Source organism: Gemmatimonadota bacterium (assembly GCA_026702745.1).
GTDB lineage: Bacteria > JAAXHH01 > JAAXHH01 > JAAXHH01 > JAAXHH01 > JAAXHH01.
In genome coordinates this window covers 58771-81578 of record JAPPBT010000068.1, presented here as the reverse complement: position 1 = coordinate 81578, position 22808 = coordinate 58771, and the positions used below count along the sequence as shown (strand labels likewise).

The window sequence follows — 22808 nt, the reverse complement described above, 5'->3', positions numbered from 1 at the left end:
GGAAAGTGCCCGCATGACGGATATCGTTTCAATTCGAGGTCGAGAAATCCTGGACTCCAGGGGGAACCCCACGGTGGAGGCTGAGGTACAGCTTTCCTGTGGCGCCTTCGGGCGGGCGATCGTCCCATCGGGCGCTTCGACGGGCGCCCACGAGGCGCACGAGCGCCGAGACGGCGACGGTTCGCGCTATCTCGGCAAAGGCGTCCTCGGCGCCGTTGCCAGCGTCAACGGTGAAATCGCCGAGGCGCTGCGCGGCCGGGACGGGACCGACCAGACCGGGGTGGACCGCGCCATGATCGAACTCGACGGTTCGGCCAACAAGGACGTCGTCGGCGCCAACGCCATCCTCGGCGTGTCGCTGGCGGTGGCCCGCGCGGCGGCGGAGGCGGCCGGCCTGCCGTTGTACCGGTACCTCGGGGGCGACCGGGCCCGCATGCTCCCCGTTCCCATGATGAATATCCTCAACGGGGGATCCCACGCCGACAATAACGTCGACCTGCAGGAGTTCATGATCATGCCCGTAGGCGCTTCCTCCTTCGCCGAAGCGTTGCGCATGGGCGCCGAGGTCTTTCACAGCCTCAAGGCGGTGCTCCTGAAGAACGGGTACGCGACTTCCGTGGGCGACGAAGGCGGTTTCGCCCCGAACCTCTCTTCGAACGCGGAGGCCGTCGAAATGCTGATGTCGGGCATTTCCGACGCCGGTTACGAACCGGGCGCCGACGTGGCGATCGCCCTCGACGCGGCGGCCTCGGAGTTCCACGAACAGGGCATTTACCGGCTGGAAGCGGAATCCCGGCCGGAAAAGACCGCGGAGGAGTTGATCGAATACTACGCGGACCTGGCCGGCAGGTATCCCGTCGTTTCCATCGAAGACGGCGTGGCGGAGGACGACTGGGACGGATGGAAGCAGCTCACCGACCGGCTTGGCGATGACGTGCAGCTCGTCGGCGACGACCTCTTCGTGACCAACACCGGCCGGCTTTCCCGGGGCATCCGAAGCGGCGTCGCCAACAGCATTCTGATCAAGATCAACCAGATCGGCACACTGACGGAGACCTTCGAAGCCATCGACATGGCGCAGTCCTCGGGCTACACGGCGGTGATTTCCCACCGGTCCGGGGAGACGGAAGACACGACGATCGCGGACATCTCGGTGGCGAAATCGGCCGGTCAGATCAAGACCGGTTCCCTCTGTCGTTCCGAGCGGACCGCGAAGTACAACCAGCTGTTGCGTATCGAAGAAGAACTCGGCGAAGGGGCCCGGTACGCGGGCCGGTCCATCCTGCGCCGGGACGCATAGGCAGAGCACGGCCCATGGCAGATAAGGGACCTTTCCAATCCGATGACTCGGCGGCGTCCGATGCTTCGGCGGCGCCCGATCCCTCGAGGGGGTTTGCGGCCGGCCGGCGCCGGCGGTCCAGGAAGCGGACCCGGCTGAGGTGGATCGTCCTCGGCGTGATCGCCGTCGTATTCGGCTACGTCTATATCGGCGGCAGTTACGGATGGTACAACATGTGGAAACTCAGGGAGCAGCGATCCCGGCTGCAGGCCGACCTGAAGGAACTGGAATCCAGGGAGCGCGTTCAGATCGGCGAACTGGAACTGCTGGAAGGCGATGCCGAGACGGACGACCGGACGCGCTTCGAGCTGGAGAGGCGTGCCCGGGAGGAACACGGCATGGTCCGGGAAGACGAGTTGATATACCGATTCCCCGCGGAAACGGATTCCGCCGAAGCGGATTCTGTCGAAGCGGATTCCACCGAAGCCAGGACGTCCGATCCCGGCCGCTGAAACGGTTTCCTCCCGGGAACCAGCGGGCCTCCTCATGGCCATACGATCCTCGGAAGCCATCGTATTGAACCGAATCCCGCTGGGGGATACCAGCCTCCTGGTCACGGTCTACGCGCGGGCATTCGGAAAGGTGAAGCTCGTGGCCCGCGGGGCGCGGCGTCCGAAAAGCAGGATGGCGTCCTCGCTGCAACCGCTGTGCGTAATCACCGTATCGTACAACCATCGCGAGAACCGTGAACTGCAGCATCTTTCGAAGGTCGAGGCGGGACCGTACTTCAGGCGGATCGGGGAAGATCTCACGAAGGTGGGCTATGCCAGTGCTGTCTGTGAACTGGTGAACCGGCTCGTCCTCGGCGAAGAACCCGGTGAGCAACTCTTCGGACTGATCTTACGTACACTGGAAGCCATCGACCAGCTGTCCGCGGACGCATGCGAAATGCTGTTTTGGCGCTTTCAGATAGAATTTGCCGACGTCTACGGCACCGGTCCGGAGTTCACCGCCTGCCTGGGTTGCGGGGAGTGCCCGGAGGAAGCCTCGGTCCGATTCAGCCCGTCTCTGGGCGGGATCCTCTGCCGGAACTGCCAGGCGCAGGACGGCGAGGCCATGCAACTCTCCCTGGGTACCACCCGGTTGCTCGCCCGTGTGCGCGAAATGCCGCTGGAGCATCTGCCCCGGCTCAAACCCGTCGGGACGTCGCGCCGGGAGATCCAGCGTGTCATGCGCGCCTTCTACCTGTACCAGATGGACGACGGACGGGAGTTGAAGTCACTGAAATTCCTGGAGTCGATCGAGGAGGACGGACGGGAGCGCAAGCCATGAGGGACCGCAAGCCATGAGGGACCGCAAGCCATGAGGGAGCGCAGGCCATGAGGGAGCGTGGAAAAAAGTATGACGTGGTGACCTGGGGCGAAGGTTTTCTTTGCCTTACCCCGAGGGGGCGGGAGCGGTTCGAGCAGTCCGGCGGTTTCGATGCGGCCGTGTCCGGCGGCGCGCTGGAGGCTGCAGTCGGTCTCGCAAGGCTTGGTCTGCGCACGGCCTGGCTTTCCGCCGTGGGCGACACGCCCCTGGGCATGAAGCTCGTCAATAAGGTCCGGGAGCACGGCGTGGACACCCGGCACGTGGTCCGCGTGCCCGGTGGCCGCACCGGGCTGTGCTACGCCGAGACGGGCAGCGCGCCCCGGCCGGCCCGGTACTGGTACGACATGGAGGGTACCGCTTTTCGTGCTGCCCCTCCCGGTACGGTGGACTGGGCCGCGGCCCGCGACACGGCCGTTCTTCACCTCGATCTCACGGCGCCCATGCTCGTCGACGCGAACGCCGGCCGGCTGCAATCCGCCCTTGAATACTCCAGGGCCGCGGACCACCCGGTCAGTATCCTGCTGGACGTTACGGAAGGGGCGCGTCTCGACGCCGCGGTCGGCGCGAGCGTGCTTGGCCTCGTGGAATCCGCGGGCGTCGTCATGACGACCCGAAGAGCCCTGGAGACGATCTGGGATTTCGAAGGTCCGCTGGCGGCGGCGGCCGACCTGGCGCGCAGCCGGTTCGATTCGAAGCACGTGGCGGTCGTGGAGCACCGCCTGACCGCCGAGGGGGCCGCGGTCTGGGCTTCCGTCGCGGTTTCCCCATCGGGAGAGACCTTCGAGGAGCGGTCGGGGGAGATCAGGGTGGTCGATACCGATGGAGCACTGGGCGCTTTCGCGGCGGGTTTTCTCCTCGGCTGCCTGGAGGGCTGCAACCGTTCCGCCGTGCAGTTCGGCAATGCCGCCGCCGCGCTTTCCTGTTCCATTCCCGGTCCGCTTAACTGGTTCACCCGGGACGACCTTGAAGCACAGATCGAGGGAACCGGATCGGGGCTCCGGCGTTAGCCAGACGGAAGCGGATCGAACGCGGATCCTGCCATTTTCGTTTTTTTGCGATTGAATCGAAGAAAAAGTGCACACAGAGTGTATATAAGTGCATCCGTAATGTATATATGTAGATACCGTCGTCGCACCCGCGGGAACACAGTACGCAGAAACCATGGACGGCTCGATGACCACAGCAGTTCGTTTCGACCGTCCTCCCCGGGTTGAATCCCACCAAAGGAGGCATCAAAATGGCAGGAAGATACCTTGCAGCGCGGTCCATCGCGCGTCCGAAGACCTTCGTCTCTGACGCAGGCACGCCGTTCTCGTCTCCGGAGTGTTGTTGGGGCATTCCCTGAGTCCCGGACCCGATCAGGGGAACTGACGCACGTCCTCCGGAGCCGCGAGACCTACGTCACGCGGTGTTTTTTTTGTCCTTGAACGAATCGAACCGGAGGTAGAATCACTTCATGTATAATCCAGAGTTCTGGGAAATCCGATTGGACCAGGTTGACCTGGAGCAATATCCCAATGAAGCGAATATCTGGTACGAGACGGGGGAGGATCGGGTGCACAGGTACCAGCGCGAAGACCGTGTGGACGAACTGGCCGACGCGGTCTACGATTTCCTCTCCCAGTATCTGACCCAGAAACAGTGCGAGGTTGTGGTGCTGTATTTCATCTACCAGAAGACCCAGCAGGAGACCGCGGAGATCCTGGGTATCTCCCGCAGGGTAGTGAGCCAGCACCTGTTCGGGATCTGCCGGGGCGGAAAGCACATCGGCGGCGCGGTAAACAAGCTGCGCAAGCTGTGCGACCGGCATGGCATCGATTTCCAACCGGCCGAGCCGTCGTTCGAGTCGCAGGAATACAGCGAACAGCTCGCCATTTCCGCCTGAAACACGATCCCTTAACGCTTCATGCCACTACGAAAAAGCCGCCGGAGTCATCATCCGGCGGCTTTTTTGGTGAAAGCGACTGAATGGTGAAAGCGACTTGATTGATGGACCATGATCGATTTACCGATGCCATAGAACGCATCGACGCCGCGAACGGCGCCGATCCGGAATCCGAAGAAGTCGACGGCCGGCCGATGCCGAAGGCGCTCCTGTACGGCTTGCGGATGTCGGCCTGCCTTGAAGACCTGGCGCCCGGCGCGTCGGAAGCGCTGCGGCTGGCCGTGCGCTGCCAGCACATCCAGCGGTGGAAGATACCCCGCGGCGATTTCCCCGTGGGCCGGCTCGGCTACCGGCAGTGGCGCACTGAACTGGCCTGGTACCATGCCCAGACCGCGGGCGCCATCCTGCGGGATGCCGGCTATGACGGCGCCCTGGTGGAGCGCGTGCAGGCACTCGTCCGGAAAGAGCGCTTCAAGGCCGACCCCGAGGCGCAGACCCTTGAGGACGTCGCCTGCCTGGTGTTTCTCCGGCACTATCTGCACGAGTTCGCGAAAAAGCAAAGTGACGAAAAACTGGTCGATATCCTGGCGAAGACCTGGAAGAAGATGTCGCCCGCGGGCCGGGACGCGGTGCAGAAAATAGACTTCACTCCCGCGTTGAAGTCGTTGCTGGACCGGGCGGTCCGGGCAGCATGATGAGGAGACCATGATCCATGCCCGGACACCACGCTAAGAATATCGTGTTCGTGTTCAGCGATCAGCACCGATGGTGCAGCACCGGCTTCGGCGGCAGCCGCCAGGTGCGGACACCGTACATGGACCGCATGGCCGACGAGGGGGTCGTCTTCGACCTGGCGGTCTCCAACATCCCGGTCTGCACGCCCTGGCGGGCGGCCTTTCTGACCGGCCAATACCCGTTGACGACGGGCATGTTCATGAACGACGTGCGGCTTCCGACGGACCGGCCGACCCTGGCCACGGTCCTGCGCGCGGCGGGCTACGACACGGCCTACATCGGGAAATGGCATCTCGACGGTCCTTCCCGGAGCGGATACACGCCGCCCGGTCCACGCAGGCAGGGGTTCGATTTCTGGGCGGTGGGCAACTGTACCCACGACTACATGAACTCGCTGTACTATCGGGATTCGGACGCGCCGCTGTACTGGAACGGCTACGATGCGGAGGCGCAGACCTCCCTGGCCATAGAATACCTGCGCGCCCGGGGGCGTGACCGGGAGGGGGACCGGAGTCGGAACCGGGCGAGCGACCGGCCCTTCGCGCTGGTGCTGTCGTGGGGACCGCCGCATAATCCCTACGAATCCGTACCCGGCCGCTACCTTGACCAGTATCCGCCGGAAGAAGTGGAGGTGCGTCCCAACTGTCCCGATCCCGTCCGGACCGACCTGGCGGGTTACTACGCGCATATCACGGCCCTCGACGACCAGTTGGCGCGGCTCGGCGGCTTCCTCGAAGAACAGGGACTGATGGACGAAACGGTTTTCGTATATACTTCGGACCACGGCGACATGCTCGGGTCGCAGGGCCGGCAGCGCAAGCAGCACCCCTGGGACGAGTCCATCCGCGTCCCCTTCGTCATGTGTTGCCCGGAGCAGGCGGGCAAGGCGGGCCAGGCGCACGCGGAGCAGGCGGGCCAGGCGCACGCGGAGCAGGCGGGCCAGGTGCACGCGGAGCAGGCGGGCCAGGTGCACGCGGGGCTCCGGATCGGCACCCCCTTCAACGTGGTGGACATCATGCCGACGCTCCTCGGCCTGGCGGGCATCGAGGTCCCCGATACCTGCGAGGGCCGGGACCACGCCCCGGCGGTGCGGGGCGAGGCCTTTACGGGCAACGATGCCGCTTACATCATGAGCATCGCGCCCTTCTCGGAATACCGGGGCCAGCCCTGGCGGGGAATACGAACCGCCGGGCACACCTATGTGCGCAATCTCGACGGGCCCTGGCTGTTGTACGACAACCGGGAGGATCCCTGCCAGCTGTCCAACCTGGCCGGCCAGGAAGAACATGCCGGCCTGCAATGCCGCCTGGACGGCATGTTGCAGCAAGAGATGGCCCGACGGGGCGACGCGCTGCTTCCCGCCGGCCATTACCTGGAGCGGTTCGGATACGAAGTGAACGAAGCCGGGGCGATACCCTACGAGACGGCGGTTCCCCCGCCTGGTCGACGCGGTAGCCCGGACCATGGTGGGACCACTTGAGATGGTAAGGAGATGGTAAGGAGAGGACGATGGCGGAACAAGCCAATCTGCGACTGATCGACCCGGTGCGGGATACCGCCGCGATCGCCGAGATGTGGAACGAAAGCGACGGCGAATGGCCCGGCACCTGGAACAGCGGCGTGCCCACGACGGCGCGGGACATCCGGGACTGGCACGAAAAGTTGGAATACACCGCGGTCTTCGTCTGGGCCGAAGGGGAGAAGATCGGCGGATACTGTTCCCTGGTATACGACAAGGACGACAGCGAGGCCCTCTACCTCGCACTGTTGAACGTCTCACCGCGCTTCCAGGGAAGAAGCATCGGCCGGCGATTGCTCGTTCGCTCGGTGGAGATGGCCATCGAGGACAAGAAGTACCACCTCGACCTAGATACCTGGTCGGGTAACGTGAAGGCGATGGCGCCCTACAAGCGGACGGGTTTCTTCTGGGACGCCGGCGGCTGGCCGATCATGCGCAACTACATGCCCGCCATCCTCGAGATGCCCTGTACGCGGTACTACTTCGACAGGCACGATTGGTACGCGTCGCTGCAGCGGCGGATCGACCAGCGTCCTGACGATGAAACCTGGGAAGGACTGCGGGTGTTTACCTACCGGTTTATGGCCGGGGGGACGCCGTCATCCGGTGGCGGCGCCGGGTCCGGCGCGGATGAAGCCGGTCCTGCCGCAGACCGGGAGGAATTGACGGTACGGGTGGACCGCGAAGCCCGGCACGTGACCGCGGTGGAGACGGCAGAACTGTCCGCCTGGGCAACGGTGGACGACATCGAGCCGGTACGGGGCGGGCAGACGGTTCTTCGGTGGAAACTGGAGAACCGGAAGGACGTTCCGGCCGCCGTCGCGTTGACGGCGAAAGAGACAGGCGATTTGTCCATCGACTACCACTGCCGGAAGACGTTGGGCCCCGGCGAGACGGTCACCCTCGAGGCGCCGGTGAGCGTGTCGGCCGAAGCCAAGTCCGTGGACCTGAAGAAGACCGCGCCGAGGGTGCGCACCGGCATACGTTGGGACGATTTGCCCATCGACCTCGCCACAGGTATCCGGCCGCGGGTCGAGATGTCCTTTTCCATCGATCCCGGGGAGATCACCCTGGCGCCCGGCGCGCCGCGACCGGTGCGCGTAACCCTGCACAGCCAGTTGGCCGAAGACAAGGAAGCGCAGGTCCGCGTCACGGCATCGGACGGCCTCTCGGTGGACCGCAGCGCGCGATCCGTCGCGGTGCCCGCCCGGGGATACGGAGGATTCGAAACAGTCCTCGAGGCGGACCGACCGGGCGTGTTCGAACTGACCCTGTCGGGCCGCCTGGAACGGGAGGGCGGACCGGTCGACCTGGCGGATGCGAAACACGCCGTCTTCGCTTTGGCACCGGGCGGGATGTTGTACCACCAGGACGGCGCGATACGGTTCGAGAACGAAATCTTCCGGGCAAGCTTGGAGGCCGAGGGCGGCCAGCTGAAGATCAGCGACCGGTCCACCGGGAGGTACCTGGGAACGGAAGGCGGGCGTCCCATACCGCCGAAGTGGCCCAGCGAATACAGCGAGTCGGACTTCAAGCTGAAAGCCGAAGAGGTCGGGCACGGCGTGGTCCTCACGGCAACCTATGCACCCCGGAAGGCCCCCGGCCTCGTATTCAGCCGGATCATTCGGTTGAACGCCGGACCGGTCATTACCGTGGAGCACACGCTGGAGAATACCGGCTTCGACCCCCGCACCTCCCGCCTCTACCAGTTCGTCACGAACGGAGGCACGGACCAGGCGACGCTGGCGCTGCCGCTCCGGGAAGGGATACTCACAACCCGTTGCAGCGACCGGCCCGCGCCGGACGACCACGACTTCAAGACCGGCGACCCCTACGCGGAAACGTGGGGCGCCTTCGAAATGCCCCACGGAACGATGGGGGTCCTGTGGCCCGACGGTTCGGAAGAGGTCGAATGGAACGGTTTTGAATTCCAGTCGGTGAGCGTGGAGACGACCTGTGCGCCCCAGTCCCGCGTCTCCTTCGGCGCAATGACGCTGCGCGTCGGAGACGGTGGCTGGCAAGGCGTGCGCTGGCTGTGGCGGCGTATCCGGGGGGAACCGGTCGGAGAAGTCGAGCCCGCTCCGCGGATCCTGGACGAATTCGAAGCATCGACCGATCCGTCCGTCGCCGTGGTAAGCGGGGACGAGACCGACCTCCGATTCCGGATTGCGCAGTGGAAGTCCCGGAAGGCCAGCGGGACCGTTTCATTCGTCATGCCGGACGGGTGGCGGTGCGACCCGCCGTGGGTTTCGTTCTCCGAGATCGACTGGCGGCAACCCTTCGAGGGCTCGGTGCGGCTTTCCACGTCGCGGCCGCCCGGCGTCTACACCGGTCGCATGGTGCTGGACAGCGGGGAGCGCGGCGCGGAGGTCGAGCTTCCCCTCGTCCGGCTGACGGACGGATCGGCCGTGGAAATCGACGAGATCGAATCCGGGAGCCACATCGAATCCGGGAACCACAACGAATCCGGGGGACATGTCGAATCCGGTGGGCACAGGGTGTATACCATTCGTAACCAGCGGCTCGAAATCGACGTCGCCCCCTCCTTCCTCGGATCCGTGTGCGCCATCCGGGATGCCGGCGGCGAATGCAACCACCTGGCTTCCGCCTTCCCCGAACCCAGGGCCTTCGGATGGAGCTACCCCTGGTATGGCGGGTTGCAGCCCGAGATCGTGCTGGACCGCCTGTCCTGGACGGAATCCCTCGAGGACGAGACATTCACCGCGGAGCCCGTCTCCTATCGTGCCCGGGGTCTCGAATGGACGGGCCTGCGACAACGGGCGGCCTTATCCAAAGAGGCGTCCCGCGGCCTGATCCTGGAACTCGATACCCTGACCCTGGGGGGTGGACCGGTAATCAAACTGGTATGGAGGCTGCTGAACGAGAGCGACGCGCACCGGCGGCTGAGGGGCGGATGGCATCTGTTCCTGAAGCCCGACGGCGAGATGGACGACACCGTCCTCTTTTCGGCGGACAGCGAGCAGAAACGGCGCCCGTGGTATGTCGAACAGGATGGTGGACACTGGGCCGCCGCCGCCAACCCGCGCACCGGGCGGACCTTCGTGCTCGTTTCGCCGGGGAACGGCGTCCGGATGGACAGCTGGGGCGACGCCGGGGGCCACCTGAAGCTCATGCGGAGTCACGAAGTGGCCGCCCATGGAGTCAGCGAGGAAACGGCTTACCTGGTCCTGGCCGGATCGAGAGAGGAAGCGCGGCGATACGCGGTGTTGAAAGACCTGCGATGATTTACGCGCAGTCGGGGACACCCGGTTTGAAGGACCGGGCGGAGTGGACAGATCAGGTGATCCTGCATCACCCCGGCAGGCCGTTCGATCCCCAGAGATCGGTGTTTTCCGTCAGGATCTCGGGACCGTCGGACAGGATTGCTACCGTGTGTTCGAAATGGGCGGACAGCCGTCCGTCGGCGGTGGAGGTCGTCCATTCGTCGTCGAGGACCCGGATCCGGTGCGCGCCCGCGCACACCATGGGTTCGATGGCGATGACCATGCCCGGTTTGAGCCGGATGCCGCGTTGCGGCCTGCCGTGATTGGGGACCTGCGGTTCCTCCCAGAGACTGCGGCCGATCCCGTGGCCGCACAGGTCCCGCACCACCGAGTATCCGTGAGATTCCGCGTATTGCTGCACCGCGTGCCCGATGTCGCCGATGCGGTTTCCCGGCTTCGCTTCCTCGATCCCCTTGAATACCGACGCACGCGTGACGTCCATCAGCCTCTGCGCCTCCGGTGAAACACGGCCCACGGGGAAGGTGAAGGCCGTATCGCCGTGGTACCCGTCGATGATCATGGCGAAATCGAGACTGAGGATGTCCCCATCGTCGACTTTGCGCCGCGGACTGGGGATGCCGTGCACGATCTCGTCGTTGATGGACGCGCAGATCGTGGCGGGAAAGGGCGGGTGGTAGCTGGGCCGGTACCCCAGGAAAGAGGAGGTGCCCCCGAAATCCCGGATCATTCTGCGGGCGATCCGGTCCAGCTCGGAGGTCGAGATGCCCGGCCTGACGGATTCTCCCATGCGCTGCAGCGTCGCGGTCGCGGCCTGGCCGCTGCGGCGGATGGTTTCGATCTGTTTTTCGGTCTTGAGAATGATTCCCATAGCCGTTGCCCCACGATATTCCACACGTAATCCGGCACGCGATCATCAGATACCTGGCGCGTCCGGGCATGCGCTTGACCGGCGCGACCTCAAAAACGCCCTTTGCATGATAAGCGGGAAGGCGGATTAGTCAAGGGCAATAAGGTGGACCTGCCTGGTCACGCATGGTCGCGCCCGCTTCGAGGTGTCCCCTGAAATACCTTGTCCCCCTTTGGGGTGTCGTGTATGTTCAGTCGCGGGTTTTGCGCCGGGCTTCCCGGCTGCAATGGGATATAAGCGAAATCACCGGTAACCAGGAGTAAAGTGAACAGGATCATGGACCAATCGGCACTCAACGAAGCACCCACGCGAAAGTGGCTGACCTACCGGCCGGAGATCAAGCTCATCGACTGCACCATTCGGGACGGCGGCCTGATGAACGACCACCGTTTCGACGCGGATACCGTCAAGGCGGTCTACCAGGCCTGTGTCGCCGGTGGGATCGACTACATGGAAATCGGGTACATCAACTCGCGGCAGATCTTCTCCCCCGACGAACACGGACCCTGGAAGTTCTGCGCCGAGGAGGACATCCGCGGCGTCGTGGGTGATAATGACTCGCCTGTAAAACTGGCGGCGATGGCCGACGCGGAGAAATCGGACTACAAGACCGATATCCTGCCGGCCGAGGACAGCGTGCTGGACATGATCCGGATCGCCACCTACATCCACCAGATACCCCTGGCGCTGGACATGATCCAGGACGCCCACGACAAGGGCTACGAGGCCACGTTGAACCTCATGGCGGCGTCGACGGTTCCGGAAAGCGAAATGGACGAGGCACTCTCCATGCTCGTCGAATCGCCCGTGGACGCCATCTACGTGGTGGACAGCTTCGGCGCCCTGTACAGCGAACAGATCGAAGCGCTCGTGGACAAGTTCCTGAACGCCCTTCAATCCACCGACAAGGAGGTGGGCATCCACGCCCACAACAACCAGCAACTGGCCTTTGCAAACACGATACAGGCGCTGATCCGCGGGGCGAACTACCTGGACGCCAGCCTCGCCGGTCTCGGCCGCGGCGCCGGCAACTGCCCCATGGAACTGATCGTCGGATTCCTGCACAACCCGAAGTTCCGCCTGCGTCCGCTGCTGGACTGCATACAGTACCACGTCGAGCCGATGCGGGCCGAACTGATGTGGGGGTTCGACATTCCCTACATGATCACGGGGCTGATGAACCAGCATCCCCGGTCGGGCATGCGGTTCAACGCGGCGAAGGAAAGGGGCAGCATGGCCAGATTCTACGACGAGATGGAGGACGCCGGCTGACCCGGCGCCCCCGAACCCGGCCTCCCCCGCAAGCCCATGATAACCCCGCTCGAACAGCGCATCGTGGAACAGGTACGCGTCCTCCGCGACGACATGATCGGGTTTTTGCGGGAGATGATCCGCATTCCCTCCGTGAATCCGCCGGGTGACGGATACCCGGACTGCGCCCGGCTCGTGGGCGACCGGTTGAGCGCACTGGGTTACGAAACCCGGTACGTGACCGCCGCCGGCCATCCGGACCATTCCGATGAATACCCCCGGGTCAACGTGGTGGGCCGGCTTCCCGGCCGGTCGCCGATGCCCACGCTGCATTTCAACGGCCACACCGACGTGGTTCCGCCGGGCGAACACTGGACGGTCGATCCCTTCGGCGGCGAAGTGAAGGACGGCAGGATATACGGCCGCGGCGCGTGCGACATGAAGGGCGGCATCGCCGCGGCGCTCTTCGCGGCGGCCGCGGTACGGGAGGCGGGCATCTCCTTGCGCGGCAGTCTCGAGTTCAGCGCGACGGTCGACGAGGAAACGGGCGGGTTCGCCGGCATGGACTACCTTGCCCGTGAAGGCTTGATTTCCCCGGAACGGACCTCGTACGTGATCATCCCGGAACCCTTCGGACCGGGACGCATCTGCCTGGGCCACCGCGGGGTCTACTGGTTCCGGGTCGACACCATCGGCCGTACCGCCCACGGCAGCATGCCCTTTCTGGGCGTCAGCGCCATCAGCCATATGGAACGTTTCCTGAGCCAGGTCTCGTCGGAACTCGCGCCGGCCCTTCGCGCCCGGATAACGGACATGCCCGTGGACCCGCCGGAAGCGCGCCGGGCCACGATCAACGTGAACGGAATAACCGGCGGACAGACGGACGGGAACGTGGGCTCGCCCTGCGTGGCCGACCGGTGCTCCGCCATCTTCGACCGGCGTTATCTGAAAGAGGAGTCCTTCGACGACGTCAAAGGAGAAATCCAGGCCATGATTGCCCATCTGGCCGCGGAAGACCCCAATTTCAAAGCGGAGCTCACCGACCTGATGAACGTTCGTCCGGTCGAGACCGACCCGAAGGCCGAGCTGGTCGGTACGGCCGCCCGCGCGATAGAGGATCTGAACGGCGCGCCCGCGGAATTCGTGGCCAGCCCCGGCACCTACGATCACAAGCACGTCCATAACACGGGACGGGTGAAGCAGTGCATCGCCTATGGCCCCGGACTGCTCCATCTCGCCCACCAGCCCGATGAATACTGTGAGATCGAGCATCTCGTCCGGAGCTGCGAGGTCATGGCGGTCACCGCGGTCCGGATGCTCGGCGTGAACTGAAGAGGGGGGACCGATGGAATTCGCCTTGAGCGGCGACCAGGCCATGATGCGGGACACTGCCCGCCGGATCGCCGAGGAGAAACTGAAGCCCCACGCCCGGGACATCGACGAGCGCGAAACCGTGCATTACGATACGATCCGGGAACTCGGCGAGATGGGTTTCATGGCCATGATGGTTCCCGAGACGTATGGCGGCGCGGGCCTGGATACGCTCAGCTACGTGCTGGCCGTGGAGGAGTTCTCGAGGGTGTGCGCGTCGACCGGGGTATGCGTCTCGGTGAACAACTCCCTTTTCGCCGACGGCGTCTTCGCCTTCGGAACCGAAGACCAGAAGAAGGCATATCTGCCGCCCCTGGGACGCGGCGAAGCGCAGGCCTGCCTCGCGCTGACCGAGCCCGGCGCCGGGACAGACGTCGGCTCGACGGTCACATCGGCGCTGAAGGACGACACGGAATACGTCATCAACGGCAAGAAACACTTCGTGACCAACGGCGGTTTCGCCGACTACCTCCTCGTGCTGGTGACCACCGCCCCCGGCACGGGCCATCGCGGCCTCAGCATGGTCCTCGTGGAGAAAGGAACCCCCGGATTCACCGTCGGCCGCCAGGAGCAGAAACTCGGCATCCGGGGCTCGGACACCAGCGAGTTGCTATTCGAGGATTGCCGCGTGCCGCAGACTAATTTGTTGGGCGAGGAAGGCCGGGGACTGAACATCGCGCTGTCCATCCTGAACGGCGGCCGCATCGGCATCGCGGCCCAGGCCCTGGGCATCGCGCAGGGGGCCTACGACGCTTCCGTGCGGTACGCGAAGGAACGGACCCAGTTCGGCAAGCCCATCGCCGAGTTTCAGGCGATCGCCTTCAAGCTGGCGGAAATGGCGACCGAACTCGAGGCAGCCCGCCTTCTGACCTACCGGGCCGCGTGGCTCAAGGACGCCGGGCAGGACTACATCACGGCGTCGTCCATGGCCAAGCTGTACGCTTCCGAGGCCTCGATACGGATCACGAACGAAGCCATTCAGATCCACGGCGGTTACGGCTACATCCGCGACTTCGACGTGGAACGCTTCTACCGCGACGCGCGGATCACCACCCTCTACGAAGGCACCTCCGAAGCCCAGAAGATCGTCATCTCACGGAACATCCTGAAGTCGGACGGCGCCGGGTCCTAGGACGTCCGGCAGTGGGTCCCGGGACGTCCGGCAGTGGGTCCCGGGGCGTCCGGCAGTGGGTCCCGGGGCGTCGGCAGTGGGTCCCGGGGCGTCCGGCCTGCGCGCCCCGGTCCAATCACAGGCCGGCATGCGCAATAGTACCCACGCGGGTATGGATTTCCTTGACAAATTACCAAACAGACGTAGCGTATATTGTCACGCGCGGCATACGGCCATACAGCGTATATTGACACGCGCGACATACGGCCATATATTGTGCTAACTGCATGGCCTGACACGACATGTTCTAATGGCGATGCGGCATGATATGCATGTTGCCGCAGTCATCTGCTATCGGGAAAGGACCCATGGCGACCCGGAACGGTTCGAGAAACGGAGAGGACCAGCACACCCAGCTCGACCTGCTTACGCCGCGGGAAGAAGGGGCGAACGGCCGGTCCGGCAACGGGAACGGTTCGCGCGGCAGCGGTGCCGAGACCAACCGGAAACCGGTCGAATCGGAAAACGGCGCGCAACCGGATGAAGGCAATGGACCACCGGCCGCAAAGCCCGCCGACGGCAATGGATCTTCGTCCGCACGGCCCGCCGACGGCAACGGATCTCCGGCCGCCGCGGACTCTGCGGACGCTTCGGACACCGCGGCCGCTACGGACGCCGCCGTCTACGATGAAAGCAAGGTCAAGACCCTCTCGTCGCTGGAACACATCCGGCTCCGTACCGGCATGTATATCGGCCGGCTCGGAAGCGGCAGCGACCCCGAAGACGGCATCTACGTCCTCCTCAAGGAAGTGATCGACAACGCCGTGGACGAGTTCATCATGGGCCACGGCCGGCAGATCGACGTGTCCATCGAGGACAACCGCGTCCGCGTCCGCGACTTCGGCCGCGGGATTCCCCTCGGCAAGGTCGTGGAGTGCACTTCGATCATCAACACGGGCGCCAAGTACAACGACGAGGTCTTCCAGTTCAGCGTAGGACTGAACGGCGTGGGCGCCAAGGCGGTCAACGCTCTTTCCGTCGATTTCCGCGTCGTGGCCTACAGGGACGGGCGCTACGCGGAGGCGGTGTACGAGCGGGGACAACTGCAGGGGCAGAACGAGGGCGCCGCGGACGAGCCGGACGGCACCTTTGTCGAGTTCCTGCCCGACGAGGAGATCTTCGGGGAATACGCCTTCCAGCCGGATTACGTCGAGCGCCGCATGTGGAACTACGCCTGCCTGAACAGCGGCCTCCGCCTGGTCTTCAACAAGAAGCGCTTCGTTTCCAGGTACGGACTGCTGGACTTCCTGAAAGCCGAGGTGGGCGAGAACGTCCTCTACGAGCCCTCGTACCACAAGAGCCAGTATATCGAATTCTCCTTCACGCACACCACCAACTACGGCGAGACCCTCTTCTCCTTCGTGAACGGCCAGTACACCGCGGACGGCGGGTCCCACCAAAGCGCGTTCCGCGAGGGCATCCTCAAGGGCGTCAACGAGTACTTCAAGAAGAGCTACGGTGGGGTGGACGTTCGTGAGTCCATCGCGGGCGCTATCGCCATCAAGCTGAAGGAACCCATTTTCGAATCCCAGACCAAGAACAAGCTGGGCAATACCGAGATCCGGGGCTGGCTCGTTTCGGAGATCCGCAGCGCCGTGGTGGACTTCCTGCACAAGAACCAGGAGTCCGCCCAGAGAATCCAGGAGAAGATCACCCAGAACGAACGTCTGCGGAAGGAACTGAACGCGGTCAAGAAGGAAGCCCGCGAGGCGGCCCGGCGCATCGCCATCAAGATCCCCAATTTCAAGGACTGCAAGTACCACTACGATCACGCGAAGTTCGGGGAGGATTCCTCGATCTTCATCACCGAGGGGCCTTCGGCCGCCGGTTCGATGGTCTCGGCGCGGGACCCGCTGACCCAGGCGATCTTCGGACTCAAGGGCGTGCCGCTGAACGTCTTCTCCCGTACGCGGGCGGCCATCTACAAGAACGAGGAGCTCTACAATCTCATGATGGCTCTCGGCATCGAGGAAGGGTTATCGAACCTGCGGTTCAACAAGGTGATCATCGCGACCGACGCCGATTACGACGGCTACCATATCCGCAATCTCCTGATGACCTTCTTCCTGAGCTACTTCGAGGAAATGGTGCTCGCCGGCCACGTCCACATCCTCGAAACGCCGCTATTCCGGGTGCGCAACACGAAGGAAACCGTCTACTGCTACAGCGAAAAGGAGCGGAACGCGGCCCTGGACCGGATTCGAGGGGCGGAAGTGACCCGGTTCAAGGGACTGGGCGAGATCTCGCCCGGCGAGTTCGGCCAGTTCATCGGTGCCGACATGCGGCTCGTGAAGGTCAACGTCCGTTCCATCCACAGCATACCGGAAACCCTCACCTTCTACATGGGCAAGAACACGCCCGAGCGCAGGGACTACATCGTGGAGAACCTGCTGGACGAAGTATAGGACCCCATGGCCTACGCCGATACCCTCTTCGACGACTACTACCTGAAGTACGCCTCCTATTTCATCAAGGACCGGGCGATTCCGGAGATCGACGACGGACTCAAACCCGTGCAGCGCCGCATACTCCATACCCTTTTCGAGATGGACGACGGGAAGTTCCACAAGGTCGCCAACGTGGTGGGCCAGACCATGCGGTACCATCCCCACGGGGACCAGTCCATCTTCGGCTCGCTGGTCAATCTCGCGAACAAGGACATGTTCATCGAGAAGCAGGGCAATTTTGGCTCGACCCTCACCGGCGACCCCGCCTCGGCGGCCCGGTACATCGAGTGCCGCCTGACGCCGCTGGCCAAGGAGGTGCTGCACGATCCGGAGATCACCGAGTACGTGGATTCCTACGACGGCCGCAACAGAGAACCCATCGCCTTTCCGGCGAAGATCCCCGTCCTCCTGGCCATGGGCGCCGAGGGCATCGCCTCGAGCATGGCGACCCGGATCATGCCGCACAACCTCATCGAACTCATGGAGGCCCAGATCGCCTGCCTCCGGGACGAGCCCTTCGAGGTCCAGCCCGATTTTCCGACGGGGGGCCTGGTAGACGTTTCGGAATACAATGACGGCAACGGGAAGGTGATGGTCCGCGCCCAGCTGGACGTGAAGGACCCCAAGCGCATCGTCATACGCCAGCTGCCCTTCGGTTCGACCACCGAAAGCCTGATCGCGTCCATCGAGGCGGCGGCGAAGAAGAACAAGCTGAAGATCGCCGGCATCTCCGACTTCACGGCGGACGAGGTGGAAATCGAGATCCGCCTGGCCCGGGGCGTCCATTCCGAGGAAACCGCCGACGCCCTCTACGCCTTCACCGACTGCGAGTCCTCCATTTCCACCAACGTGCTGGTCATCCGGGCGGGCCACCCCTGCATCCTGCCCGTGTCCGATGTGCTCAGGCACAACACGCAGCGGCTCCTGGAGGTCCTCGAAGCGGAATTGAAGATCGAACGGAAGCAGCTGCACGCGAAGCTGCGCGCGAAAACGCTGGAGCAACTCTTCATCAAGGAACGGATCTACAAGCGTATCGAGGAAGTCCGGGAGCAGGATAAGATCCACGAAGCGATCCGGGCGGGGTTCGAACCCTTCGCGGCCAAGGTGAAAGAACTGACGTCAGAGGATATCGACACCTTGCTCAAGGTGCCGATCCGCCGGATTTCCCTGTACGACATCAACCGCGCCAACGAGGAGATGAAAGCCATCCGCAGCCGCCTCCGGGAGATCAGGGATCACCTGGGCCATCTTTCGGCCTACGCGATCACGCTCCTGGAAGGACTCATTGGACGGTACCGCGAGACTTTTCCCCGCAGGACGACCATCACCGCTTTCAAGCGGGTCGACGCCCGGGAGGCGGCGCAGCGGAACCTGGCGCTCAAGTACGACCGGAGCACCGGGTACCTGGGGTACGGACTGGGCAGCGGGGACACCCTCTTCGACGTGTCGCCCTATGACCGGGTACTCGTGATCCGCAAAACCGGCGCCTACGCGCTCCACGACGAGATCGAACGGCTCTTCGTGGACAAGGGCATGCTGTACTGCGGGTTCGTCGATCCCGACCTGGTGTTCACCATGGTCTACCGGGACCGGAAGGGCCATCCCTACGTCAAGCGCTGCAAGCTGGACAAGTTCATTCTGAACCGGGGATACGAGCTTGTGCCCGAGGGTTGCCGAGTCCTTCAACTGACCACGGATACGGACGTCATGGCGAATATCACCTACAAACCCACGCCGCGGATGCGGGTCTTCGAGGAAGCCTTCGAACTTTCGCTTTTTCCCGTGCGGGGGAACCGGGCCAAGGGCATACGCCTGACTCCTAAGGCGCTCAAGGGCGTGAGGCTGACCAGGAAGCAGGAGCAGGCGGAACCCACGGCTCCCCCGGCCGATCCCGGACAAGGCGAGGACTGACATGACCCTGGAAATGCGCATCGGCCTGGGACAGTTCAACGTGCTCACCGACGAGAAACTGGCCTATATCAAGCAACTCGGCGCCGACGACTTCCTCATGAACACGCCGAAACTACCGGGCGAGAAACGCTGGGAGCTGGAGGACCTGGTAGACCTGAAGCGACGGGCCGACAACGCCGAACTGCGCCTGATGGCCCTGGAGAACGTGCCCATCCCCTTCTACGACAAGGCCATGCTGGGGCTGCCGGGCCGCGACGAACAGATCGAAAACATGAAGTACACGATCCGCAACATGGGCAAGGCCGGCATTCCCATCCTTGGTTACCACTGGATCCCCAGCTCCGTCTGGCGTACGCCCGATCCTGCTGTGCTCCGCGGCGGGGCCACGGCCACGCGGTTCGATTTCGAGGCCCACAGGGACGCGGAACCCACCTTCGGCCGGATCTTCTCTGCAGACGAGATGTGGGACAACTACGAATACTACATGTCGAGGATCCTGCCGGTCGCCGAGGAAAGCAACGTCAAGCTTGCCCTGCATCCCGACGACCCGCCCATCCCCATGCTGGGCGGCGTGGCGCGGATCTTCAGCAGCTTCGAGGGCTTCAAGCGGGCCATGGACACCTTCGACAGTCCCTGCCACGGCCTGGATTTCTGCATGGGATGCTGGTCGGAGATGGGGGGCATGACTACGTGATCAAGGCCGTGCGGCACTTCGGCGGCGCCGGCAGGATCATATATGTCCATTTCCGTGACGTGCAGGGGAACGTGCCCTGTTTCAACGAGTGCTTCATCAACGAGGGTAACGTGGATCCCTACGAAGTCATGCGGACCCTGAAGGAAGTCGGGTTCACCGGGTTCATGATCACCGACCACGTGCCCCGTTTCGTGGACGACACCGACTGGCATCACCGGGGGCGCGCCTACGCCATCGGCTACATGACGGCCATGCTGGAGATGGTGAACAAGCGGCAGCCCGCTTCGGCCTAGTCCACACCGCCCCGCCAGGCTGCCCGCCTTCCGTGCTGCTGTCACCCGCCTAGAGCGAGAACCAGTAGTTGAACTTCAAAAGGAAGATGTTCGAGGGATAGGTATCGAACAGGTCGTTCAGGTCCTGCCCCGCGTCGAACTCGCCCGTGCCGCCCGAGCGGCTGCGCTGCTGCTGCCACACGAGGAACAGCGTCGAGCCCGGCGTATACTCCCACCGCAATACCAGGTTCGATCGGAACTGAAGGAAGTTGAAGTCGGGATCGTCGAAGGAATAGTCGGTCCGGCCGTCCATATTCTCATCCACGCGGTAAGCTTCGTCTGCATCGTCGTAGGCCAGTTGGCCGTCAGAAAGCAGTTCGAAACGATCTGCGTACCGATCGGCCCGCGGGTCCGTTATCCGCTTGAACCGGTCGTAGTGGCCGGCCGATACGAAGGGCTGGCCATAGTACTGGATAGACATGTTGTTGGTGATACTGTAGTTGAGCCGGATACCGATCCCCAGCGTCTTCTGGTCGACGCGGCCCAGCAGGTAGCGGTCCGCCTGGGAGGCCTGGTCCGCGTCGCCGAAGTTCTTATTGGACACGTACTGCAATTCGTTCCGGGCGGTGTCGAAAAACGGGTTGATGCGGATATTCATGGCGTTACTCGGCCGGTACTGCATGGACAGGTATAACCATCTCGAGCTTCCCGCGTCGTCGCGGCGCAGGTTCTGGCCGCCGCCGATGCCGAAACTGAGCGGCTTGCGTCCATCGGTGTCGACGTCGAAGTTGAATTCCACGTTGCCCGGTGATTTGAGGGCCGGTCCGCCGCGCAGGGCGGTGGTGGACAGGCCTTCGATCTCCGAGTTCAGATTGAACCACACCCACCAGTAGTTGTTGAACTGGCCGCCACCGTTGATGTTGCCGCCCAGGAACTTCCGATCCCCGCCGAAGGTTAAGCCCTGCCACTGGTTCAGGAACAGGTTGTACTCGCGGAAGATCCAACCCGGTTTTTCCGACCGGTAACCGAACCAGCTGTTCTGCATGAATACATCGGCCTGGCGAAGGAATCCCACGTCGTTCAATTCGAGGCCCGGCGACCGCCAGGTTCCGCCGATGCCTATGTTCCACGGGCTGTTGCCCGACCGGCCCACGCTGAAGCTGCCGCCATGGCCGCTCAGGGCGGTCAGCGTGGAGTCGAGGGTCACGTAGTCGGCGTCGGGGCGCTGGTAGTACCGCGCGGAATTGCGCTGCACGCGGGTAATCGCTTCCGGTTCGCCGCGGATGTGGCTGAACGACAGGCTCGCGTTGAGCCAGTAGGTCCGGTCGCTCCACTGGTGACGGAAATCGATCCCGCCCGTGTAGGCCGCCCGGTTGAGGAAATCGAAGTGGTCCCGGTTGTTGTTCCGGTTGGTCGCCGTGAGCATCGTGCCCAGTGACGTGCCCCCGTCATTGAAGTCCTGCTGCAGGCGCGCGATCAGATAATTAGTCAGCGGTTCCACCGACTCCTCGCTCCTCGCGCCCTTCGTGTCTATCCGGGCGGCGGTTTCCGCGGTCACCGCGTCCACGATGCCGATGGAAAGGCCGCCCGGTGTCTTGCCGGTGATCTTCGCGGCGGCGAGTATAGGCGTATTCCGGGGCTTGTCCATGGTCTGGCCGTCGGAGAGGTCCGGGCTGCGCTGGGGAGCCCGTCCGATGCGCCGCGAGTAGAACAGCCGGTCGTTCCAGAATGGACCGCCGCCGCCTACCTGGAATTCGGTGATGTTCTTCCCTTCGACGAACAGGGGCCGCCGCTCTTCGAAGAACAGTTCGAAGGCCGACAGGTTGACCCGCGAAGGGTCCGCCTCGACCTGGCCGAAGTCGGGGTTCACGGCCAGGTCCATGGTGATGTTTCCCGCGAGCCCGATCTTGCCGTCCAGTCCGATGCGACCATCGGCGCGCTGGCCGTCGCGGAAGGGGTTCTGCGCTTCGGCCTGGAACCGGTTGAGGTCGCCCACCACGTAGGGCAGGATCTCGATCCGATGGGAAGACTCGATCCCTTCGAGCCCGCGCAGCTCACCGAACAGGCTGACCCAGCCCGGCGAATTCCGTTGGATGTGCTGCCAGCCGGAACGTTCCTGGCGGCGGTACAGCCTTCTCTGTACCTGCAGGCCCCATACCTGTCCCTCCTCGCCGGAGAACCGCAACTGGCTCAAGGGTATGCGCATCTCGGCGAGCCATCCCTCTTCGTCGATGGTGGACGCGCCGTACCATACGGGGTCCCAACTGGAGTCCCAGTCGTTGCCGTCGTTCGATATGGCCTCGTCGCCCCGCCCGCCGGAGGAGGACAGCGTAAAAGAAAAAGCCGTGCGCTTGTCGTGGTAGCTGTCGAAATGGATCTCCACCCAGTCGTTGTCGAAATCGTCCCGCCGGGTTACGCGGTGGGTAATCTGGTCCGGTTCGGTATCGAAGGCCCGGATCAGCACGTAGAGGTTATGGTCGTCGAAAAGGATCTTGAAGGCCGTTTGCTGTGTAGGTTCTCCGCCGTCGTCCGGGTCCAGCTGGGTAAAGTCGCCGGACCACTCCACGTCGCCCCAGGCCGCATCATCGTCCCTGCCGTCGATGTCGGGGGGCAGCGACGTGATGTGCCGGGTATTGTACACCCGTTTCTCCGGCGCCGGCTGGCGTGCTTCGGATTCCACGGGTCCCAGTATGATCAGGGCGGACAACATGATCGTCCACCGGTGCAGTCTGTTCAGAAACAAGGTATAG

The 22808-nt window shown here is 63.8% G+C and carries 17 protein-coding genes; 15 read left to right on the top strand and 2 right to left on the bottom strand.

Features of this window, described 5'->3' with window-relative positions:
• The first annotated feature begins 13 nt into the window (after positions 1-13).
• The 8 genes from eno to OXH56_11885 all read left to right on the top strand — a co-directional run bounded on the left by eno (position 14) and on the right by OXH56_11885 (position 10034).
• The gene (gene eno / locus OXH56_11920; GenBank protein ID MCY3556012.1) at positions 14-1300 is read left to right on the top strand and encodes a phosphopyruvate hydratase; all 1287 of its coding nucleotides are present in this window, start codon (positions 14-16) and stop codon (positions 1298-1300) included.
• A 14-nt stretch (positions 1301-1314) separates the two neighbouring features.
• Positions 1315-1791 carry a septum formation initiator family protein gene (locus tag OXH56_11915; GenBank protein MCY3556011.1) on the top strand — a complete coding sequence of 159 codons (477 nt, stop codon included), beginning with the start codon at positions 1315-1317 and terminating at the stop codon, positions 1789-1791.
• A gap of 34 nt (positions 1792-1825) precedes the next feature.
• Positions 1826-2611 carry a DNA repair protein RecO gene (recO, locus tag OXH56_11910; GenBank protein MCY3556010.1) on the top strand — a complete coding sequence of 262 codons (786 nt, stop codon included), beginning with the start codon at positions 1826-1828 and terminating at the stop codon, positions 2609-2611.
• A gap of 47 nt (positions 2612-2658) precedes the next feature.
• Positions 2659-3657: a PfkB family carbohydrate kinase gene (locus OXH56_11905; protein MCY3556009.1), complete on the top strand. Its 999-nt coding sequence runs from the start codon at positions 2659-2661 to the stop codon at positions 3655-3657.
• A gap of 479 nt (positions 3658-4136) precedes the next feature.
• Positions 4137-4535 carry a hypothetical protein gene (locus OXH56_11900; protein ID MCY3556008.1) on the top strand — a complete coding sequence of 133 codons (399 nt, stop codon included), beginning with the start codon at positions 4137-4139 and terminating at the stop codon, positions 4533-4535.
• A gap of 104 nt (positions 4536-4639) precedes the next feature.
• Entirely contained in the window at positions 4640-5230 is a 591-nt protein-coding gene (locus OXH56_11895) for a DUF4202 domain-containing protein (protein ID MCY3556007.1), read from the top strand.
• A 17-nt stretch (positions 5231-5247) separates the two neighbouring features.
• A complete protein-coding gene (locus OXH56_11890; protein ID MCY3556006.1) occupies positions 5248-6750 on the top strand; it encodes a sulfatase in 1503 nt (500 codons plus the stop codon).
• Between the two features lie 29 nt (positions 6751-6779).
• Positions 6780-10034, top strand: coding sequence for a GNAT family N-acetyltransferase (locus tag OXH56_11885; GenBank protein MCY3556005.1), 3255 nt, complete (start codon positions 6780-6782; stop codon positions 10032-10034).
• Positions 10035-10101: 67 nt separating this feature from the next.
• On the opposite strand, the gene map is transcribed toward OXH56_11885, so the two are convergent.
• Entirely contained in the window at positions 10102-10902 is an 801-nt protein-coding gene (map, locus tag OXH56_11880) for a type I methionyl aminopeptidase (GenBank protein MCY3556004.1), read from the bottom strand.
• Between the two features lie 315 nt (positions 10903-11217).
• Here map and OXH56_11875 point away from each other — a divergent pair, with 315 nt between their 5' ends.
• The 7 genes from OXH56_11875 (at position 11218) to OXH56_11845 (ending at position 20079) form a co-directional block, all read left to right on the top strand.
• Positions 11218-12213, top strand: coding sequence for an aldolase catalytic domain-containing protein (locus tag OXH56_11875; protein MCY3556003.1), 996 nt, complete (start codon positions 11218-11220; stop codon positions 12211-12213).
• A 36-nt stretch (positions 12214-12249) separates the two neighbouring features.
• The gene (locus OXH56_11870) at positions 12250-13524 is read left to right on the top strand and encodes an acetylornithine deacetylase/succinyl-diaminopimelate desuccinylase family protein (protein ID MCY3556002.1); all 1275 of its coding nucleotides are present in this window, start codon (positions 12250-12252) and stop codon (positions 13522-13524) included.
• A 13-nt stretch (positions 13525-13537) separates the two neighbouring features.
• The gene (locus OXH56_11865) at positions 13538-14695 is read left to right on the top strand and encodes an acyl-CoA dehydrogenase (protein MCY3556001.1); all 1158 of its coding nucleotides are present in this window, start codon (positions 13538-13540) and stop codon (positions 14693-14695) included.
• A 722-nt stretch (positions 14696-15417) separates the two neighbouring features.
• Entirely contained in the window at positions 15418-17139 is a 1722-nt protein-coding gene (locus tag OXH56_11860; GenBank protein MCY3556000.1) for a toprim domain-containing protein, read from the top strand.
• Positions 17140-17145: 6 nt separating this feature from the next.
• Positions 17146-19092, top strand: a complete 1947-nt coding sequence (locus tag OXH56_11855) for a DNA topoisomerase IV subunit A (protein ID MCY3555999.1) — start codon at positions 17146-17148, stop codon at positions 19090-19092.
• Between the two features lies 1 nt (position 19093).
• Positions 19094-19786, top strand: coding sequence for a mannonate dehydratase (locus tag OXH56_11850; protein ID MCY3555998.1), 693 nt, complete (start codon positions 19094-19096; stop codon positions 19784-19786).
• A complete protein-coding gene (locus tag OXH56_11845) occupies positions 19753-20079 on the top strand; it encodes a mannonate dehydratase (protein MCY3555997.1) in 327 nt (108 codons plus the stop codon). Before OXH56_11850 ends, OXH56_11845 begins: the two co-directional genes overlap by 34 nt.
• A 49-nt stretch (positions 20080-20128) precedes the next feature.
• On the opposite strand, the gene OXH56_11840 is transcribed toward OXH56_11845, so the two are convergent.
• The gene (locus OXH56_11840) at positions 20129-22801 is read right to left on the bottom strand and encodes a DUF5916 domain-containing protein (GenBank protein ID MCY3555996.1); all 2673 of its coding nucleotides are present in this window, start codon (positions 22799-22801) and stop codon (positions 20129-20131) included.
• Positions 22802-22808 lie beyond the last annotated feature (7 nt).

Coding starts and splice junctions, on each gene's coding strand:
- OXH56_11870 (MCY3556002.1), top strand. CDS start 12,250: ATGATAACCCCGCTCGAACAGCGCATCGTGGAACAGGTACGCGTCCTC.
- OXH56_11895 (MCY3556007.1), top strand. CDS start 4,640: ATGGACCATGATCGATTTACCGATGCCATAGAACGCATCGACGCCGCG.
- OXH56_11865 (MCY3556001.1), top strand. CDS start 13,538: ATGGAATTCGCCTTGAGCGGCGACCAGGCCATGATGCGGGACACTGCC.
- OXH56_11890 (MCY3556006.1), top strand. CDS start 5,248: ATGCCCGGACACCACGCTAAGAATATCGTGTTCGTGTTCAGCGATCAG.
- map (MCY3556004.1), bottom strand. CDS start 10,902: ATGGGAATCATTCTCAAGACCGAAAAACAGATCGAAACCATCCGCCGC.
- OXH56_11860 (MCY3556000.1), top strand. CDS start 15,418: ATGTATATCGGCCGGCTCGGAAGCGGCAGCGACCCCGAAGACGGCATC.
- OXH56_11915 (MCY3556011.1), top strand. CDS start 1,315: ATGGCAGATAAGGGACCTTTCCAATCCGATGACTCGGCGGCGTCCGAT.
- recO (MCY3556010.1), top strand. CDS start 1,826: ATGGCCATACGATCCTCGGAAGCCATCGTATTGAACCGAATCCCGCTG.
- OXH56_11855 (MCY3555999.1), top strand. CDS start 17,146: ATGGCCTACGCCGATACCCTCTTCGACGACTACTACCTGAAGTACGCC.
- OXH56_11905 (MCY3556009.1), top strand. CDS start 2,659: ATGAGGGAGCGTGGAAAAAAGTATGACGTGGTGACCTGGGGCGAAGGT.
- eno (MCY3556012.1), top strand. CDS start 14: ATGACGGATATCGTTTCAATTCGAGGTCGAGAAATCCTGGACTCCAGG.
- OXH56_11845 (MCY3555997.1), top strand. CDS start 19,753: ATGCTGGTCGGAGATGGGGGGCATGACTACGTGATCAAGGCCGTGCGG.
- OXH56_11850 (MCY3555998.1), top strand. CDS start 19,094: ATGACCCTGGAAATGCGCATCGGCCTGGGACAGTTCAACGTGCTCACC.
- OXH56_11875 (MCY3556003.1), top strand. CDS start 11,218: ATGGACCAATCGGCACTCAACGAAGCACCCACGCGAAAGTGGCTGACC.
- OXH56_11885 (MCY3556005.1), top strand. CDS start 6,780: ATGGCGGAACAAGCCAATCTGCGACTGATCGACCCGGTGCGGGATACC.